Consider the following 16487-nt stretch of genomic DNA (forward strand, 5'->3'; position numbering starts at 1 on the left):
GATTCGACACTGTGGATTCGGCACTGTGGAGGCCTGATGGAACCCGTAGAGATCAACAACGGCCAGTGGTACCTGCGCGGACTGCGCGCTGATGACCGGGTCGACGACCGGCATGCACTCGCCGATCTGGGCGAGGACGACCTGGACTACGTTCACGACGCCGAGGACGGCTGGGCCGACGACACCCGGTACACCTGGGCCGTCTGCGAGCCGACCACCGGCGAGCTGCTCGCCGAGGTCATCCTCGACCCCGTCACCGGATTCCTGAGCAGTCGGGGCCGTCCCGGCTTCGAGGACGCCGCCGCCATCTCGGAGGACACCGTGCGGCGGTACGCCACGGAAATGCTCGGGCTGAACGTGCACACGTGACGACTCCCTGAAGTCAGCGCACGTCGATGTCGAGGCCGGTGGCCAGATCACCGCACTCCACGCTGTCGACGTCGTCGCGGCCACCGAGAAACGCCCGGGCGCCCTCGTCGCCGTGCAGCGCGCCGTCCAGCGCCCCGAGGTGCCTGCGGGCCACGACGACGGGATGACCGGGGCGGCCGTGGTAGCGGGCGCGGGCCAGACCGGAACCGGAATCACGCGCCGAGCGCAGAACCCGGTCGATGACGTCGGCCCCGATGTCCGGCGTGTCGACGGTATGCAGGATGACCCATTCCGCGTCGCCGACGGCCGCCAGCCCTTCGCGGACCGATGCGCTCATACCGTCAGCCCAGCGTGCGGCCACCACGGCGCGAGCTGGGGCGGGCACGTCCACCACGGCGGCACCCAGCACCACGATCACCTCGTCGCAGCCACCGTCGGCAAGTGCGGTCACCGCTCGCCGGAGCCAAACACCCTCTTCAGCAAGAACTTTCGGCATCCCGAAGCGGCTGCCCGCACCGGCGGCCAGCACCACACCGGCAACTTCGTCGGCTTTGGCCATGCCAACAGTCTGACCTGGGACTCTAAGAATCCACTCAGAAAAATTGTTCGATGACCTTGATGACGGTAGGGTCACTGACAGGTTGAGTTCACAGCCGCAGCGAGCGTCGTCGACATACGCGCGGGAACTTGCACACTTGTCGATTGACGCCGCACCAACAGTACGAATACACGTATTGCGACTGATGGAGCTATCTCATGACCGTCTTATCGACGAATGCACTGACCGACCGGACCGACGATTCGCCTGCGACGTTTGCGACCCGCCGACTGCCGCCGGCAACGGCGGTGATCAGCGCCCACGGTGATATCGACGCCCTCAATGCAGGCGATTTCACCGACTACGCATTGCGGCACGCCACCAATGTCGAGCATGTCGTGGTCGACCTCACCGATGTCGAATTCTTCGGCACCGCAGGGTTTTCCGCCCTCATGGCGATCGAATTACATTGCTCGGCGGCCGATGTCGCCTGGGTACTCGTTCCCAGCAAGGCGGTGAATCGACTGCTCCGCATCTGCGACCCGGATTCGGCGTTGCACACGCACTACAGCGTGGCCGCGGCACTGTCCACACTCAGCGGCAAAAATCCGCTACTGCAGCTGGTCACGAAGTCGCGCTAGCGATTTCGCCAGGAGTCTCGACACATGCATCTGCGAGACACCGACCCGCTCGGCGATCTGCGACTGCGTCATGGATTCGAAGAATCGCAGCAACAGCACCGTGCGCTCGCGCTCAGGTAATTGAGCAAGCAACGGCCGCAACGTTTCTCGATTGTCGATCTGATCCAGGCCGGTGTCGACGTCGCCGAGTGTGTCAACTATCGTCGGCGCGTCCTCTTCACCCCCGCCGCCACTGTCGATCGACAGCGTGTTGTAGGAACTGCCGGCGACCAGCCCTTCGATCACTTCTTCGCGGTCCATGTCGAGCTCCACGGCCAGCTCTGAGGCCGTCGGCGCACGGCCCAGCCTCTGCGACAGTTCCGCAGTCGCCGAGCCGAGCCGCAGGTGCAGTTCTTTGAGCCGCCGCGGCACCTTGACCGACCAGCTGTTGTCCCGGAAGTGTCGCCGGACCTCGCCCATGATCGTCGGTACCGCGAACGATATGAAGTCAGACCCGGCCTCGACATCGAACCGGTTGACCGCGTTGACCAAACCGACCCTCGCCACCTGGACCAGGTCTTCACGTGGTTCACCGCGACCGTCGAACCGCCGCGCGATGTGATCAGCAATCGGCAGGCACCGCTGCACAATGCGCTCGCGTTGGCGTTCGTAGGCCGAGGATTCCTCGGACAGTCCGCTGAGTTCGCGAAACATGTCGCGAACATCCGCATATTCCGACGTCACCGCAGTAGGCTCGCTCGCCTCGTTGTCAGGGTGATGCCGGATACCTGACCGGTGTCGGGCCCGTCACCGTCGGTGTAGGTCTTGACCTCGTCGGTCAGGGAGCTCAACACGTGCCAGCTGAAGCTGCCCGGCTCGACCACCGAAGCACCTGCGCAGGTGGTTGAGGCGGTGATTTCCACCGTCTGCTCACCTGGATCGACGATCAGATGCAGGGTCGAATCCGGAGTCGAGGCCCGGATCAACGACGTGCAGGCCTCGTCCACTGCCAGTCGTAGGTCGGCGACGACGTCGAAGTCGAGGTCTTCGAATGCTGCTACCGCAGCGACCATCGTGCGCACGACAGCCAGGTTTTCCAACCTGGCTGCGACCCGAATCTCCACCGACCGTTCCCCACGGTTCGGCGGGTTGGGTTGGCCCTGTTCTTCGGCCATCTCACCTCCCGACATCTTGGATCGACAGTATCCCAGTCGGGATGCTGGCCCACATGCGGCGCTGCCGTTCAGTACGCCCCGCGTGGAACCTCCGGCCAGGAATGCCCATCGTGACGCGACCTGAAACCTGGGACGGCAACCTGCCGCAGGCGTCGGACCCGATTCCGACGATTTCGCGGTACTGGCACTCACCTTCTGAGCACACCCGCTTCACAAGACAGGGACCCGGCCGCACCGCGGCCGGGTCAATCGCCTCAGGGCTCAGCTGCTGGGCCGCTGCCTCATCACCCCGGGATGGTCCGTGTACCAGCGATCTTCGATGCGACGCACCCTCAGATGCTCGAGTACCAACCACATCGAGCCGATGACGAACCCGGCGGCAGACAACGTGCCCACCATCAAGCCGACATCGGCGTGGCCGGTGGCGAACGCCGCCAGAGTGCCTACGAACAGCACCAATCCCACGAGGATCAGCACCAGCGCGGGCATGATGACGTTGTCCTTCATCGACTCGCCGGCATGCGGCCGGGTTGTCCTGGCGTGGTCAACCGGATCTTTTGGGCCATGCATGGCTGCTCCTTCCGCCACTTCTCGCCCCACCTGCCTACATGGGCTGCCTCCACGGTAGATCTCCTGGGCAGGTCTGGCCAGGAAAACACCAGGATGATCTGCGTACCCGCCGAGGGGCCGCCAGACCGACAATCAGTGATTCCGGAGCATCGCGATCAGCTCGCGCTTGTTTTTGTCGGAATACCCTTTGATACCAAGCTCTTTCGCCCGGCTACGCAGATCATCGACTGGCCAGTCGTCATAGGAGCCGGACTTGCCGCCCGCGCGGCCGACGCTCGAACGCCCCCGGGCAGCAGCGGCATTGGAGATCCGCGCGGATTTCTCCTTCGAATTGCCCTCGTCGCGCAGTTCCTCGTAGAGCTTCTCGTCTTTGATGGACGGATTCGGCATGTTGCCTCCCTTGGTCAGTACCAGCTCCGCCGACCGGCGACCGGACGCCCGATGGCTCCGAGCAACCAGAACACGCCGCCGATGACCAGCAGGATCACGCCCACCACCCAGAGCAGGTACACGTTCAAGATCAAGCCGAGAATGAGCAGAATTGCACCGAGTACCACCATGGCGACCTCAATTCACCGCGGCGATGGGGGTCATCGCGCTGGGTTGCGGCAGACGGCATTCGTCCACCTTCGGGTTGACGCCCGCATAGTTGAGCGGACCGGCAACGACCGTGAGCGCTATGGCGCCCGCGGTCGCGCAGTTAGTTGATCCACCATGGAAATAGTCGCGCTGCCAGGCCGCCACCACGCCGATGAGCAGCCAGATGAGCACGAGTGTTCCGAACAATCCACCAAGTCTCATGACATGCGATGTACCCCGCTGACGCGAGGGTCAAACCTGGGGCGGCGATCGCGCTAGGGTCGAGTTGGTGCAGCGCTACCTCGACTTGGCCCAAAGGAGGCATCGGGATGAACGGCGGCGAACCCTCGTTGCTGAATCTGGCCCGTGACGAGCGGACCGACCTTGCCGAATTCCTCGCCACGCTGACCCCTCAGGAATGGCAGGCCGAGTCTCTGTGCACCGGATGGACCGTGAAAGACGTTGTAGCGCACGTCATCAGCTACGAGGATCTCAATCTGGCCGGGCTGCTCAAGCGATTTGCCAAAGGCCGGATCGTGCACGCCAACGAGGTCGGGGTGAGGGAATACTCGACGATGTCGACCGATGAACTGCTCGAGTTCCTCAACCAGCATCTACGACCGCATGGCCTGACCGCAGGATTCGGCGGCATGATCGGCCTGGTCGACGGCACGATCCATCATCAGGACATCCGCCGCGCACTGGGCCGCCCCCGCACTGTGCCCGCGCAGCGACTGCGACAGATCCTGCCCCGGGTGCCCGGCAACCCACGGCTGGGAGCGGGTCGGCGAATAAAAGGACTTCGGCTGCGCGCCAACGATATCGAGTGGGGGCACGGTAGCGGACCGGAAGTTATCGGGACCGGCGAGGCATTGTTGCTGGCCATGACCGGCCGGAGACAGGCCGCCGAGGAACTCACGGGCGAGGGTGCGACGACGCTGCTCGCCCGGGTCTGACACAGGGCTCGCGAACCCCGATTCATTGTCCGAACCCGTCATGGGGCGTAGAGTCCCATTCAGGTTGAGTTCACAGCCGCCCCGGAACGTCATCGGGTGCAGGGCCGTGATATTCCCTGTATCCAGGGGTTTTGAGTCCACAGAGCCTGAAGTGTGACGTGACCACGGTATTTCTACTGAGGAGTCACGATGTCCACCATCAGCGCCGGGAAACCGGCGATTTCTTCTGCGAACCATCACGGCCGTGCCCATTTCTGCACCCAGTGGCTGTCGCCGGCCACCGCAGTGGTCAGTGTCCACGGCGAGTTGGATGCGTCCAACGGTGCAGAGCTGACCGAATGCGGCATCCTGCACAGCAGGCCGAGCCGACAACTCGTCCTCGACCTGAGCGCGGTCGAGTTCTTCGGTACCGGTTGCTTCGCCTGCCTGCACACCCTCAATGTGCGCTGCGCCGGCGAAAACATCGACTGGGTAATGATTCCCAGCTCCGCCGTGTCCCGGGTGCTGGGAATCTGCGATCCGGCCGGTGCCCTGCCAACCTCCAGCGGCCTGCCTGCCGCCCTGTCGATGCTGCGGAATCACCCACTACCGTTCCAGTTGGTCAACGTGTCTCGCTAACCGCCGGACAGGGCCCAACGCCGCCGCATCGTCAGCGTTATACCGAATATGGATTGGCTACTGCCATTGGTCGCGTAATCAGTCTCTTCGACGAAGGTGACGACCTTTTCAGTCAGCGCCTCAAGTACCCGGCGGCTGAAACCGCTTAAGAAGACGCTGCCGGGGGCCACGTGCAGCCGGTCACAGACCGCCGACACCCGAACATCGACCTCGCGTAGGCGGGGTTCTTCGATGAGTACCAGGTCGGAGCCGGGCTCGGCCATGCCAATCAGCACCGTGCACGCTTCATCCACCGCCAGTGCCAAGTCGGTAGCCGTATCGCCATCCAACTGTTCGTAGTCGGCCAGGGAGCCCGTCATCGACCTCACCAACGCCAGCGCGTGCGCACGTGCGGGGACCCGGAGTTCGACAGCTCGCGATCCCTGCGTGTGGCCATATCCCGAGTGGAGTGTTGGCCGACCGTGCAGCACAGTCAGCCGGGGCCTCGGTAAGCGGCCTGACGATGACATGTTCATCGCGTACCCAAAGTCGCCCAAGCACTAAACCGAAGCGTCGGAAGCAATGAGGTTGCGTCGTAGCGTCATCCCACGTCACGCTGCGCGTCGGCTACAGCCGAGAATCTCCGGCTCTGCGACATCGGTGACCAGATAATCAGGGCTGTGCCACAGCAGTTCGGTGAAGGCGTACTCGGTGAGGGCCTGCCGGTGCTGCGATTCGAGAACGTCTGCGATCCGCTCGAAGATGACTTCTCGCCCGCCCTGGACTGACGGGGATTGCGCTGACCTGGCCATGTTCCTCACCTCGACTTCGACAGACTGTTAAATACCCCCGCAGGTACCCCGACAAACCGACACACGGGTTTACCAGAACCCCCTGGCGGGCATTCCTCATCCGCCATGACGACGCTCCCCGCCCTTCTGCAACCGGGGCTCCCGTCCGCGAAGGGGCCCATCTCCGCCGCCCTGATCGAGCGGCTCGGCGACCGTGCACCGCAGAATCATCTCGAGCCGGTCTGGGTGCCGCTGCGCGATGCCGAACCACTCGGCCTGGATGTGCAGCTGGCCCTCTACATCTGCTACGAACTGCACTACCGGGGCTTCGCCGGCGTCGATCAGGACTGGGAATGGAACGCCGGGCTGCTGCACTTGCGGTCGCAGTTCGAACGGATCTTTCTTGCGGCGGTCCGCCGCGAGGTCGGCCAGATCGATGCTGACGACACCGCCGAGCGGGAGATGGCGCGCCTGTCGGTCGAGCCCGCCGACGGAACCGGCCCGTCGTATCACCTTCGCGATGAGGGCACGTGGGAGCAGATGCGCGAGTACTTCGTACACCGGTCGCTGTACCACCTGAAAGAGGGCGACCCGCACGCCTGGTTGATCCCCCGGCTGGGCGGCCAGGCGAAAGCCTCCTTCGTCGCCATCGAGTACGACGAATACGGGGCGGGCTCAGCGAGCCGCCTCCACCAGAACCTGTTCGCCGACCTCTTGAGAGAAGCCGACCTGGACGACCGCTACCTCGGCTACCTGGATGCTGTACCGGCTGAAAGCCTGGCGCTGGTCAATCTGATGTCGATGTTCGGCTTGCACCGACGACTGCGGGGCGCCGCTGCGGGTCATTTCGCGGCCACCGAGATCACCTCCTCGCCAGGATCGCAGCGGATGGTCGCCGCCTTGGAGCGCTTGGGCGCTCCCGAGGCGTGTGTGCGGTTCTACCGTGAACACGTTGAGGCCGACGCAGTGCACGAACAGGTTGTCCGTCACGACGTGGTGGGCAATCTCGTCAGCCGCGAACCTGAGCTGGACACGGACGTGGTGTTCGGGATTCGAGCCTTCGACGCGCTGGAAGACCGGCTGGCCGCTCACTTGATGGAGAGTTGGCAGGCGGGCCGCAGCTCGCTACCCCGGCCGCTTGCCTGATCGCGAAACTTTGCGATGGCTGGTGTCGCACAACGGATAGGACTTGGACCGTCGGCATGTACAGATGGCTACCATGAACCGATCTGACTCCACGATGCTCCCGTCAGGTAGTTCGATCCGTACCGGCCCCTCGATGAGGATCGGTCCGCCCTGAACCACCCGCACTTCCCGACGTTCTGTCATGGCTTGTCCGCCCTGATGACCACCAGTTCCTCTTCGGTCCTGGCATCCGCCAGCCGCCCGGTTTCGCGAAGCCACCAAGTCTGCGAGTGGAGCACCGGACCGAATGGAATCCGCTGCACGGCAAAAACATCCGCATCGAGTCCGCTTTCACGCAACAGCGTCACTGACTGCTCGACGTCGGAGAATTCTGACTGGACCAGAAACAGGGACCCGCCGTCGGCCAGGATGGCCGCGGCCGAGCGGCACAGGGGGTCGAGTACCAGCCGGCCATCCGAACCACCGTTCCAGGAAGCCGTCGGATCGGTCGACACGACCACTCCCGTGGAGGTATCCGGCGCTACCGGCACGTAGGGCGGATTGCACACCACGATATCGAAGGGGTCATCTTCCAGCGCCTGAGTCCAGGAACCGAGCCTGGCATCGACGTCGACCTGTGCGGCGAGCGCGTTGGCCCGGGTACAGCGGATCGCGCTGGGCGAAATGTCCAGCGCCGCCACTGCGCTGGCCCCGAGATTGGCCGCAGCGATGGCAACCACTCCGCTCCCGGCACACAGGTCCACCACAGTGCGGCCCGCCACTGCCCCACTTCGCTCCAGCGCTTCGACCAGCAACCAGGAGTCGTGCTGGGGCCGGTAAACACCCTCAGCGCCAACGGCAATGGTCTCTACGGCCATTTCAGCAGCCAATTCGCTTCTTCTGGACAGCACCCCTGTTCGGTACCCACCCGAGCATTTCGCAAACTTCCCTGGCGGGTAAAACTCCGTTCGTCACGTCACGTTTGAGGCCGCCGCATCTGGGAAATCCAGGGGGTGCGTGGAGAAGCCGCGTAGTAATCACCAATCCACTCCAGAAGCGGAAAGGTACAGCATGACCGAGAAGAACTCAGGACCCGAAGAAGGCATCAAGGGCGTCGTCGAGGATGTCAAGGGCAAGGCGAAGGAAGCAGTCGGCACCGTGACCGGCCGCGAAGACCTTGTGCGCGAGGGCAAAGCCCAGCAGGACAAGGCCGACGCTCAGCGCGAGGTCGCCAAGAAGGAGGCTGAAGCTGAGTCGGCTCGGGCGGGCGCCAAGGCTGCCGAGAAGCGTGAGCAGGCGCATCAGCGTCCCTAGCGCGGCCTGATTGACGAGATGGGCCCAGCCAACGTCGGCTGGGCCCATCTCTCATGTTCTCAGTTCAGCTGTTCGGTGCTTGCCTGATCACCTCGGGGTGCTCTGCGTACCAACGTTCTTCGATACGCCGCACGCGGAGGTGCGCGACGGCGAGCCACAGCCCGCCGGCCAGCAGGCCCACAGCAGCCAGGATCGCGAGCAGTACCCCGATGCCGGTGTTGCCGGTCGCGAAGCCCACCAGACACGCGACGAACATGACCACACCGAGGCCCACCAGAACCAACGCGGGCATGTTGCGGTTGTCCTTCATCGACTCGCCGGCATGCGGCCGGGTAGTCCGGGTGTGGTCGACAGGATCGTCGGGACCCTTCATCGTTTCTCCCATCTCACTCGTAACGCGGGTACTGGCCCATCTTGAGCAGTCCCGCCAGGTGCGCGGCGTTATGCGCCGCCGCGCCGGTGGCAGCGGCGACCGAGTCAGGCACCTCGTCGAGATCCTGGTAATCGGTGCCGTGCATGGTCGAGGACCTTCGTTCGGACCTCCGGCCACTGGTCGTCACCGCCCATGTCAGCCTCGACGCCGGGTTCGATGACGTAGTCGGCGCACCGCAGCGAGTCCGTGCGGACCCCGAGCACACCAAGGCTGTCCAGGACCGGATCCGCGATCAGCTCGCTGCTGGACTCCGCTGGTCGACGCTTGAGACTGCAGACCAGGGCCAATGCGGTCAAGGTCGGTCGTCACGAGTCATCTCCTGAGTTGGCTTCGAGCAGCGCCGGGAGACTTCCCTGGACGGGGCCGGGCTAAACCTCCGGCCCGACCCGCTGGTGGGCGGTGAGTAACAGCCGATCCAGGACCACACGGCTGGGCAGCGTCTCGGCGTAGTCGAGATCCAGGAAATCCTTGGCGAGCTGCTCGGCCAGACGACGTAGTTTCGTGTTGGTTTCCTGCGACCGCCACTTCAGCAGCTCGAACGCCGCATCCGCATTGATCCGGTAGATCAGCATCAGCATGCCCTTGGCCTGCTCGATGGCGCCGCGGGCCTCGGCGATCTCGGCCACCACCTCACTGAGGGCATCCTCGCGTGCCTGCGTGACCGACGGCGAGACGTCGACGTAGAAGCCATGCGTTCCGATGACGGCGCCGGTGTCGTCGACCAACTCATCGCCGACCACGACGACGTGGTGGACATCGCCGGCCGTATCGATGATGCGATGCCGGGTGCTGAACGCGCTCGAGGTGCGTCGGATTTCCAGCAGGGTCGCTGCGACCTGACCGTAATCCTCGGGGTGCTTTGAGAGAGCACCAGCTCGGTCGTCGGGTGTGCGGTGCCGGGCTCATATCCGTGCATCCGCTCCACCTGCGGCGACCACTCCCAGCGCTCGTCGGCGAAAAAGAACCGGAACCAGCCGACGCGTTGCGCCTCGCCGCCGGCGAACGCATGCTCGATCGGCGACTCGGGGTTCTCCGCAGCGGGATCACTCGTCACGGACTGAGACTATCGCGCCACGACGGCAGCGGCTCGACCGATTGTCACAGCTGAGGTCTACATTCGGCGCCGTGAGACGGCTTCGGATCAAGCTCTTCGTCGCGGCCGGTGCGGCGGCTGCGATCGCGAGTCATCTGGCAGGCGCCGGCGTGGCGTGGAATCTGGCCATCGGTGTCCTGGTGCCGCTGGTCCTGGTCGCCACGCCACGCCTCCTGCTGGGCGCATTCCGTGGGGCCGTCACTCCCAGCGCCCGTGAGCAGGCGGCGACCGAGATGACCGGGCTGGAGTTCGAGGACCACGTGGCCCACGTCGCACGAAAGTGTGGGTTGCCGGTGGCGATGACTCCGCTCACCGGTGACTGGGGCGTCGATCTGATCGTCGGACACCGGCCGAACCGGATTGCGGTGCAGTGCAAACGACTGTCCCGGCCGGTGGGAGCGGGCGCCGTGCAGGAGGTTGTCGCGGGTGCGCCGATGCAGGATTGCACCAGGACCATGGTGGTGACCAACAACGAATTCACGCCGGCCGCACGTAAACTCGCCGAGCTTCACGGTTGCGACCTGGTGGGCGGAACCGACCTGCCGAGGCTCAAGTCGATCCTGCGTCGCGCTGCGGCGCCAGACGTCGCGACTTAGTCCGTCAGAGGCGATCGCAACGCCGCCCGCACAGTATCGAGGCACGCGTCGATCTCCTCGCGCGTCACAGTCAGCGCCGGCCGGAACCGTACCGAGTCGGGCCCGCTCGACAGCATGATGACGTGGTTGCCCCACAGCCGCCGAATCAGCTCATCGCGCGCGGCGGCGGTGGGCAGGCTGAACGCACACATCAGACCCCGGCCACGGGGGTCGAGCACGGTGTCAGGGAAATCCGTTGCCAGTTTGTGCAACTGGCCGCGGAGATAGTCGCCGGTCACCGCGGCATTGCGGAACAGATCCTCGGACTCGATGACCTCGAGGATGCGCCGCGAGCGCACCATGTCCACCAGGTTGCCACCCCAGGTCGAGTTGATCCGCGAGCTCAACATGAAGACGTTGTCGGCGACCTCGTCCACCCGCCGACCGGCCATCACGCCACATACCTGAGTCTTCTTGCCGAAGGCCACCACATCCGGCGTGACCCCCACCTGCTGGTAGGCCCAGGCAGTTCCGGTGATACCGCAGCCGGTCTGCACCTCGTCGAAGATCAGCAAGGCGTCGAATTCGTCGCACAGTTCCCGCATCGCGGCGAAGAACTGCGGCCGCATGTGCCGGTCGCCACCCTCACCCTGAATCGGCTCGGCGATGAAGCAGGCGATGTCGTGCGGGGCGGCCTCGAACGCGGTTCTCGCCTGACGTAGCGAATCAGCTTCGAGTGCAGCGATATCCACGCCCGGACGAAGGTATGGGGCATCGATACGTGGCCAGTCGAACTTCGGGAAGCGGGCCACCTTGACCGGATCGGTGTTGGTCAGCGACATCGTGTATCCGCTGCGGCCGTGAAAGGCTCCGCGAAGATGCAGCACCTTGGTGCCGAGGTCGGGGTCGATCCCGTGAGACTCGTTGTGGCGGCTCTTCCAGTCGAAGGCCACCTTGAGCGCGTTCTCGACCGCCAGAGCTCCGCCGTCGACGAAGAACAGGTGCGGCAGGTCCGGGTCGCCGAGCACGCGGCGGAAGGTGTCGACGAAGCGGGCCATCGGCACGCTGTAGATGTCGGAATTGCTCGGCTTGTTCACCGCGGCCCGGGTCAGCTCCGCACGGAACTCACCATCGTCGGCCAGCGCCGGATGGTTCATCCCGAGCGCGGATGAGGCGAAGAAGGTGAACATGTCCAGGAAGCGCGCGCCGGTGCGCGCATCCACCAGATAGGAACCCCGCGAGTGGTCCAGGTCGAGAACGAAGTCGAAACCGTCGGTCAGGATGCTGCGCGCCAGGACCGCTCGCACCCGGTCAGGCGTCACGTGCGGCGTGGTCGTCAGCACTGCAGTCATGACGCCATCCTAGCGGATTTTTTACGGCAGTTATCGCATCTGACCGTAACAGTTACGGAACATAGTTCCGATCACTGTAAAATGTTTGCAAGATGATCGTGCTTCGGGTGCGGACGTTGGCTGCGGTCCTGATCCGCTGGAGCAGGTCCTCCAGGGCCCGGGCCGAGGCGACCCGGACCAGCAGGACGTAGCTCTCCTCACCGGCCACCGAGTGGCACGATTCGATTTCGGGGATGCCCTGCAACCGGGTGGGTGCATCATCGGGTTGAGACGGATCGAGAGGGGTGATGGCGACGAACGCCGAGAGCATGTTGCCCAGCGCCTCAGGATTGAGCCGCGCCGCGTACCCGGTCACCACTCCCCGCGACTCCAACCGGCGCACGCGTGCCTGCACCGCAGAGACCGACAACCCGGCCGCCGATGCCAGTTGCGCCAGCGTGGCCCTGCCGTCGGCGACCAGCGCCCGGACCAGCTTCCGGTCGGTGTCGTCCAGCACGTATTCGTCGGCTTCACCCATGGCCCGCACTGTAACTCCCCCGGCCGATCCGGCACCGCTGCCAAACCAGAAAGGCACCCGATGACCACCACCGAACGGACCGACCTTCCCACTGCAGAGGAGCTGCGCCGGCGGGTGCGGCTGGCCCTCGAAGCCATCGGGGCACGGGCCGACCTGGCTGACCCGACCGCCCCAGGCGGCGGCCTGCACTCGAGCACCCCGATCAGCGGGGACGTGTTGTTCACCCTGACCGAGCACAGTGTTGAGCAGGTCGATACCGCGATCGGCGATGCCGCACAAGCCTTCTCAACCTGGCGCACGACCCCGGCACCGGTGCGCGGCGCTTTGGTGGCACGCCTTGGCGAGTTGCTCGTCGAGCACAAGGTTGAGCTGGCGACGTTGGTGACGGTGGAGGCAGGCAAGATCACCTCCGAGGCACTGGGCGAGGTGCAGGAGATGATCGACATCTGTCAGTTCGCCGTCGGCCTGTCACGCCAGTTGTATGGCCGCACCATCGCTTCCGAACGCCCCGGGCACCGACTGATGGAGACATGGCACCCGTTGGGCGTCGTCGGCGTGATCACCGCATTCAACTTTCCGGTTGCGGTGTGGGCGTGGAACACCGCGATCGCACTGGTGTGCGGCGACACCGTGGTGTGGAAACCGTCTGAGCTGACACCACTGACCGCGATCGCGTGTCAGGCGCTGATCGAGCGCGCCGCATCTGACGTCGGTGCGCCGACGGAAGTGAGCCGGCTCGTCCTGGGAGGGCGCGAGCTGGGTGAGCGACTCGTCGACGATGAGCGGGTGGCGCTGCTCAGCGCGACCGGTTCGGTGCGGATGGGCCAGCAGGTGGGCCCGCGCGTTGCCGCCCGGTTCGGCAAGGTGCTGCTCGAGTTGGGTGGCAACAACGCCGCAATCGTGACACCGTCGGCCGATCTGGATCTCGCGGTGCGAGCCATCGTGTTCTCGGCCGCGGGGACCGCGGGGCAGCGGTGCACCACGCTGCGCCGCCTGATCGTGCACTCCTCTGTCGCCGACGACCTGGTCTCCCGGATCGTCGCGGCCTATGGAAGCCTGCCCATCGGTGACCCCAGCGTGGACGGAACCCTCGTCGGCCCGCTCATTCACACCCGCGCCTACCGGGACATGGTCGGGGCGCTCGAGCAGGCCCGCGTCGACGGCGGCGAGGTGTTCGGCGGGCAGCGTCACGATCTGGGTGACGAGGGTGCGTTCTACATCGCCCCCGCGGTGGTGCGGATGCCCGCGCAGACCGCCGTCGTGCACACCGAGACCTTCGCCCCGATCCTCTATGTGCTGACCTACGACGAGATCGACGATGCGATTGCACTGAACAACGCGGTACCACAGGGCCTTTCGTCGGCGATCTTCACCACCGACGTGCGGGAGGCCGAGCGGTTCATGGCCGCCGACGGATCCGACTGCGGTATCGCCAACGTCAACATCGGAACCTCGGGCGCCGAGATCGGCGGCGCGTTCGGCGGCGAGAAGCACACCGGCGGTGGCCGCGAGTCGGGCTCGGATGCCTGGAAGGCGTACATGCGGCGCGCGACCAACACGGTCAACTACTCCTCGGAGCTGCCGCTGGCTCAGGGCGTGCATTTCGGGTAACCGGCTGTAAGGATGAGTCGTGCAGATTGAGAACTCGGTGGCGGTCATCACCGGTGCGGGATCGGGAATCGGCCGTGCCTTGGCCGCAGCGTTCGCGGTAGCGGGCGCCCGGGTGATCGCCACCGACCTCGATGCCGAGTCGGCCGAACACACCGCCGAAAAGATCCGCGCGACTGGGGGGAAGGCCCTCGGTGTCCAGGCCGACGCCTGTTCTACCGCCGACATCGAGGCGCTGACCACCACCGAGTTCGGCCCGGTCGACATCTACGTCGCCAACGCCGGAATCATCGGCGCACCGGGTCTCGGCACCGACGAGGACTGGGATTCGATCCTGGACGTCAATCTGCGCTCCCACGTCCGGACGGCGCAAGTGCTTGTCCCGCAGTGGTTGTCGCGTGGCGGCGGGTATTTCGTGTCGGTCGCCTCGGCGGCCGGTCTGCTGTCCCAGATCGGGGCGGCCGGATATGCCGTCACCAAGCACGCGGCGGTCGGGTTCGCCGAATGGCTGGCGATCACCTACGGCGATGACGGTGTCGGCGTCAGCTGTGTGTGTCCGTTGGGGGTGGACACCCCGTTACTCGATGCGGTGCGTACATCGGCGGATCCGGATTCCGCGGCCGGCGCCGCGTCGATCGTGCAGTCCGGTGAGGTGATCAGTCCCCAGGATGTCGCGGCGGCCACGGTCGCGGCGGTGCAGTCGGACAGTTTTCTCGTGCTACCGCACCCCCAGGTGCTCGACATGTACCGCCACAAAGGGTCCGATTACGGCCGGTGGATCGCGGGGATGCGCCGCTACCAGCGGTCACTGCGTGCCGGCCGATGAGCGCCCGGAAGGCAGCGACTGCGGCGGGACGTACACGCCCAGTGAGATTCGGTGCCACCAGACGTGATCGCGGCGCAGTTCGGTCCAGGTGCTGAACTCGTACCGGTACAACTTCGCCCGCACATATCGTGGCGGCGCATCCGGGAATGGATTGTGGCGCAGTAGCTTCAGTGTGTCTCGGTCGTTCTCCAGTAGCCGGGTCAGCAGCATGCGCAGCCAGCCCTGGGCATACGCCGGCGATATGGCCGCGAACCACATCAGCCAGTCCAGCCGCAAGTGATACGGCGCGCACTGCCTCGGCCACCGACGGACATCGCCGGGTTTGCCCTTGAACTCGTATTCCTTCCACACGGTGTGCTCACCCAAGCTGGTGCCCGAGGTCCCCTCCAACACCACCTCGTCACGGGTGCGACCGACGGTGCCGAATGCACCGTAGGAATTCACCAGGTGATACCGGTTGTACGAGGCGTTCATCCGCTGCCGCCTGGAGATGAGGTTGCGCACCGGCCAGTAGCTCAGGCACGCCACCGCTACCGTGAACCCGACCACCACGACGGCGAACCACACTGGGGTCTGACCGAATTGGTGTTCAGGTAGCGGAATCAGCACCGCGGCGCCGGAGTCCGAGAATGCGCTGAACGCCAGGACGATGGTGATCCAGTTGAGCCAGGCGAAGTTGCCCGATGCCACCAGCCACAGCTGGGTGATCATCACGACGATCGCGGCCCCGCTGGCCACCGGCTGCGGGGCGAACAGCGCAAACGGCACCACGAGTTGGGCAAAGTGGTTGCCCGCCACCTCGATTCGGTGCAGCGGCTTGGGCAGATGGTGGAAGAACCAGCTCAGCGGGCCGGGCATCGGTTGAGTCTCGTGGTGGTAGTACAGGCAGGTCAGGTTGCGCCAGCACCGGTCACCGCGCAGTTTGATCAGCCCCGCGCCGAACTCGACTCGGAACAGCAACCAGCGGGCCAGCCACAGCACCAGCAGCGGGGGGCCGATGTCGTCGTTGCCCAGGAAGGTGACCAGGAATCCGGCTTCCAGCAGCAGAGATTCCCACCCGAACGAATACCACGCCTGGCCCACGTTGACGATCGAAAGGTACAGCGCCCACACGAGCAGCCAGATCAGCATTGCGGCCCACAGCGGCACCACGTCTCCGAAGCCGGCGAGCAGTGCCCCGGAGAGCACCGCCCCGGCTACGCACACCGCGGCGAAGAAGCGGTCCGAATAGTGGAGCTGAAACACACTGGGAGCGCTGCGGAATGAGTTGACGGACAGGAACCGGGGTATCGGCAGCAGACCGCGCTCACCGAGGAGCCCGCGGAACTGCCGGGCCGCCACGATGAACGCGATCAGGTAGATCGCGGCGGTCCCCCGCTGCAACACCTGTCGGGCCAACCAATATTCGTCTGCGTTGAACCATTCCATGCGCGGACCTGCCGACGTTGC

The 16487-nt window shown here is 65.1% G+C and carries 24 protein-coding genes and 2 pseudogenes; 9 read left to right on the forward strand and 17 right to left on the reverse strand.

Annotated features, from left to right (window positions below; translation table 11 throughout):
* Window positions 1-36: 36 nt before the first annotated feature.
* Window positions 37-369, forward strand: coding sequence for a hypothetical protein (locus tag G6N44_RS09865; protein ID WP_163663544.1), 333 nt, complete (start codon window positions 37-39; stop codon window positions 367-369).
* Between the two features lie 13 nt (window positions 370-382).
* On the opposite strand, the gene G6N44_RS09870 is transcribed toward G6N44_RS09865, so the two are convergent.
* Window positions 383-928 carry a nucleotidyltransferase family protein gene (locus G6N44_RS09870; protein ID WP_163663545.1) on the reverse strand — a complete coding sequence of 182 codons (546 nt, stop codon included), beginning with the start codon at window positions 926-928 and terminating at the stop codon, window positions 383-385.
* Window positions 929-1125: 197 nt separating this feature from the next.
* On the opposite strand from G6N44_RS09870, the gene G6N44_RS09875 reads away from it, so the two are divergent.
* Entirely contained in the window at window positions 1126-1548 is a 423-nt protein-coding gene (locus tag G6N44_RS09875; protein WP_163663546.1) for an STAS domain-containing protein, read from the forward strand.
* On the opposite strand, the gene G6N44_RS09880 is transcribed toward G6N44_RS09875, so the two are convergent.
* The 6 genes from G6N44_RS09880 to G6N44_RS09900 all read right to left on the reverse strand — a co-directional run bounded on the left by G6N44_RS09880 (window position 1519) and on the right by G6N44_RS09900 (window position 4073).
* On the reverse strand, window positions 1519-2241 hold the full coding sequence (locus tag G6N44_RS09880; protein WP_235683064.1) for an RNA polymerase sigma factor SigF: 723 nt from the start codon (window positions 2239-2241) through the stop codon (window positions 1519-1521). The genes G6N44_RS09875 and G6N44_RS09880 overlap by 30 nt on opposite strands.
* 26 nt (window positions 2242-2267) lie before the next feature.
* Window positions 2268-2702, reverse strand: coding sequence for an ATP-binding protein (locus G6N44_RS09885; RefSeq protein ID WP_163663548.1), 435 nt, complete (start codon window positions 2700-2702; stop codon window positions 2268-2270).
* A gap of 261 nt (window positions 2703-2963) precedes the next feature.
* On the reverse strand, window positions 2964-3272 hold the full coding sequence (usfY, locus tag G6N44_RS09890; protein WP_163663550.1) for a protein UsfY: 309 nt from the start codon (window positions 3270-3272) through the stop codon (window positions 2964-2966).
* A 132-nt stretch (window positions 3273-3404) separates the two neighbouring features.
* On the reverse strand, window positions 3405-3662 hold the full coding sequence (locus tag G6N44_RS09895) for a DUF7218 family protein (protein WP_163663552.1): 258 nt from the start codon (window positions 3660-3662) through the stop codon (window positions 3405-3407).
* Between the two features lie 14 nt (window positions 3663-3676).
* Window positions 3677-3832: a DUF6131 family protein gene (locus G6N44_RS29050; protein ID WP_170309389.1), complete on the reverse strand. Its 156-nt coding sequence runs from the start codon at window positions 3830-3832 to the stop codon at window positions 3677-3679.
* A gap of 7 nt (window positions 3833-3839) precedes the next feature.
* On the reverse strand, window positions 3840-4073 hold the full coding sequence (locus tag G6N44_RS09900) for a hypothetical protein (RefSeq protein ID WP_163663554.1): 234 nt from the start codon (window positions 4071-4073) through the stop codon (window positions 3840-3842).
* A gap of 107 nt (window positions 4074-4180) precedes the next feature.
* On the opposite strand from G6N44_RS09900, the gene G6N44_RS09905 reads away from it, so the two are divergent.
* Both G6N44_RS09905 and G6N44_RS09910 read left to right on the forward strand, forming a co-directional pair.
* Window positions 4181-4807 (forward strand): maleylpyruvate isomerase family mycothiol-dependent enzyme, encoded by a 627-nt coding sequence (locus G6N44_RS09905; RefSeq protein WP_163663556.1) that lies wholly within the window; start codon window positions 4181-4183, stop codon window positions 4805-4807.
* A 189-nt stretch (window positions 4808-4996) separates the two neighbouring features.
* The gene (locus G6N44_RS09910; protein WP_163663558.1) at window positions 4997-5425 is read left to right on the forward strand and encodes an STAS domain-containing protein; all 429 of its coding nucleotides are present in this window, start codon (window positions 4997-4999) and stop codon (window positions 5423-5425) included.
* On the opposite strand, the gene G6N44_RS09915 is transcribed toward G6N44_RS09910, so the two are convergent.
* Together G6N44_RS09915 and G6N44_RS09920 are read right to left on the reverse strand one after the other, a co-directional pair.
* Window positions 5422-5784, reverse strand: coding sequence for an anti-sigma factor (locus G6N44_RS09915; RefSeq protein WP_163663560.1), 363 nt, complete (start codon window positions 5782-5784; stop codon window positions 5422-5424). The genes G6N44_RS09910 and G6N44_RS09915 overlap by 4 nt on opposite strands.
* Window positions 5785-6015: 231 nt before the next feature.
* On the reverse strand, window positions 6016-6216 hold the full coding sequence (locus tag G6N44_RS09920; RefSeq protein ID WP_163663562.1) for a hypothetical protein: 201 nt from the start codon (window positions 6214-6216) through the stop codon (window positions 6016-6018).
* Between the two features lie 105 nt (window positions 6217-6321).
* Here G6N44_RS09920 and G6N44_RS09925 point away from each other — a divergent pair, with 105 nt between their 5' ends.
* Window positions 6322-7341 (forward strand): iron-containing redox enzyme family protein, encoded by a 1020-nt coding sequence (locus tag G6N44_RS09925; protein WP_163663564.1) that lies wholly within the window; start codon window positions 6322-6324, stop codon window positions 7339-7341.
* Here G6N44_RS09925 and G6N44_RS09930 read toward each other — a convergent pair.
* Together G6N44_RS09930 and G6N44_RS09935 are read right to left on the reverse strand one after the other, a co-directional pair.
* Window positions 7321-7524, reverse strand: coding sequence for a CDGSH iron-sulfur domain-containing protein (locus G6N44_RS09930; RefSeq protein WP_163663566.1), 204 nt, complete (start codon window positions 7522-7524; stop codon window positions 7321-7323). The genes G6N44_RS09925 and G6N44_RS09930 overlap by 21 nt on opposite strands.
* The gene (locus tag G6N44_RS09935) at window positions 7521-8198 is read right to left on the reverse strand and encodes a HemK2/MTQ2 family protein methyltransferase (RefSeq protein WP_163663568.1); all 678 of its coding nucleotides are present in this window, start codon (window positions 8196-8198) and stop codon (window positions 7521-7523) included. The genes G6N44_RS09930 and G6N44_RS09935 overlap by 4 nt, the downstream gene beginning before the upstream one ends.
* A 193-nt stretch (window positions 8199-8391) precedes the next feature.
* Between G6N44_RS09935 and mbp1 the strand changes: the two genes are divergently transcribed.
* Window positions 8392-8634, forward strand: a complete 243-nt coding sequence (gene mbp1 / locus G6N44_RS09940; protein WP_163663570.1) for a microaggregate-binding protein 1 — start codon at window positions 8392-8394, stop codon at window positions 8632-8634.
* Window positions 8635-8698: 64 nt separating this feature from the next.
* On the opposite strand, the gene usfY (G6N44_RS09945) is transcribed toward mbp1, so the two are convergent.
* The 3 genes and pseudogenes from usfY (G6N44_RS09945) to G6N44_RS09955 all read right to left on the reverse strand — a co-directional run bounded on the left by usfY (G6N44_RS09945) (window position 8699) and on the right by G6N44_RS09955 (window position 10121).
* Window positions 8699-9007 (reverse strand): protein UsfY, encoded by a 309-nt coding sequence (gene usfY, locus G6N44_RS09945; protein ID WP_163663572.1) that lies wholly within the window; start codon window positions 9005-9007, stop codon window positions 8699-8701.
* Between the two features lie 13 nt (window positions 9008-9020).
* Window positions 9021-9363 (reverse strand): annotated as a pseudogene (locus tag G6N44_RS09950) (hypothetical protein).
* Between the two features lie 72 nt (window positions 9364-9435).
* Window positions 9436-10121: pseudogene (locus G6N44_RS09955) on the reverse strand (PAS and ANTAR domain-containing protein).
* A 71-nt stretch (window positions 10122-10192) separates the two neighbouring features.
* Between G6N44_RS09955 and G6N44_RS09960 the strand changes: the two are divergent.
* Window positions 10193-10756: a restriction endonuclease gene (locus tag G6N44_RS09960; protein WP_163663574.1), complete on the forward strand. Its 564-nt coding sequence runs from the start codon at window positions 10193-10195 to the stop codon at window positions 10754-10756.
* Here the strand turns inward: G6N44_RS09960 and lat are convergent.
* On the reverse strand, window positions 10753-12087 hold the full coding sequence (lat, locus tag G6N44_RS09965; protein ID WP_163663576.1) for an L-lysine 6-transaminase: 1335 nt from the start codon (window positions 12085-12087) through the stop codon (window positions 10753-10755). The two genes, G6N44_RS09960 and lat, sit on opposite strands and share 4 nt — an antisense overlap.
* A gap of 52 nt (window positions 12088-12139) precedes the next feature.
* Window positions 12140-12604, reverse strand: coding sequence for an Lrp/AsnC family transcriptional regulator (locus G6N44_RS09970; RefSeq protein ID WP_163663578.1), 465 nt, complete (start codon window positions 12602-12604; stop codon window positions 12140-12142).
* Between the two features lie 60 nt (window positions 12605-12664).
* On the opposite strand from G6N44_RS09970, the gene amaB reads away from it, so the two are divergent.
* Window positions 12665-14215, forward strand: coding sequence for an L-piperidine-6-carboxylate dehydrogenase (gene amaB / locus G6N44_RS09975; RefSeq protein WP_163663580.1), 1551 nt, complete (start codon window positions 12665-12667; stop codon window positions 14213-14215).
* A gap of 19 nt (window positions 14216-14234) precedes the next feature.
* Entirely contained in the window at window positions 14235-15038 is an 804-nt protein-coding gene (locus tag G6N44_RS09980) for an SDR family NAD(P)-dependent oxidoreductase (RefSeq protein ID WP_163663582.1), read from the forward strand.
* Here G6N44_RS09980 and G6N44_RS09985 read toward each other — a convergent pair.
* Window positions 15018-16466, reverse strand: coding sequence for a lipase maturation factor family protein (locus G6N44_RS09985; RefSeq protein WP_163663584.1), 1449 nt, complete (start codon window positions 16464-16466; stop codon window positions 15018-15020). The two genes, G6N44_RS09980 and G6N44_RS09985, sit on opposite strands and share 21 nt — an antisense overlap.
* Window positions 16467-16487: the final 21 nt, after the last annotated feature.

Source organism: Mycolicibacterium alvei, assembly GCF_010727325.1.
Classification (GTDB): Bacteria; Actinomycetota; Actinomycetes; order Mycobacteriales; family Mycobacteriaceae; genus Mycobacterium; species Mycobacterium alvei.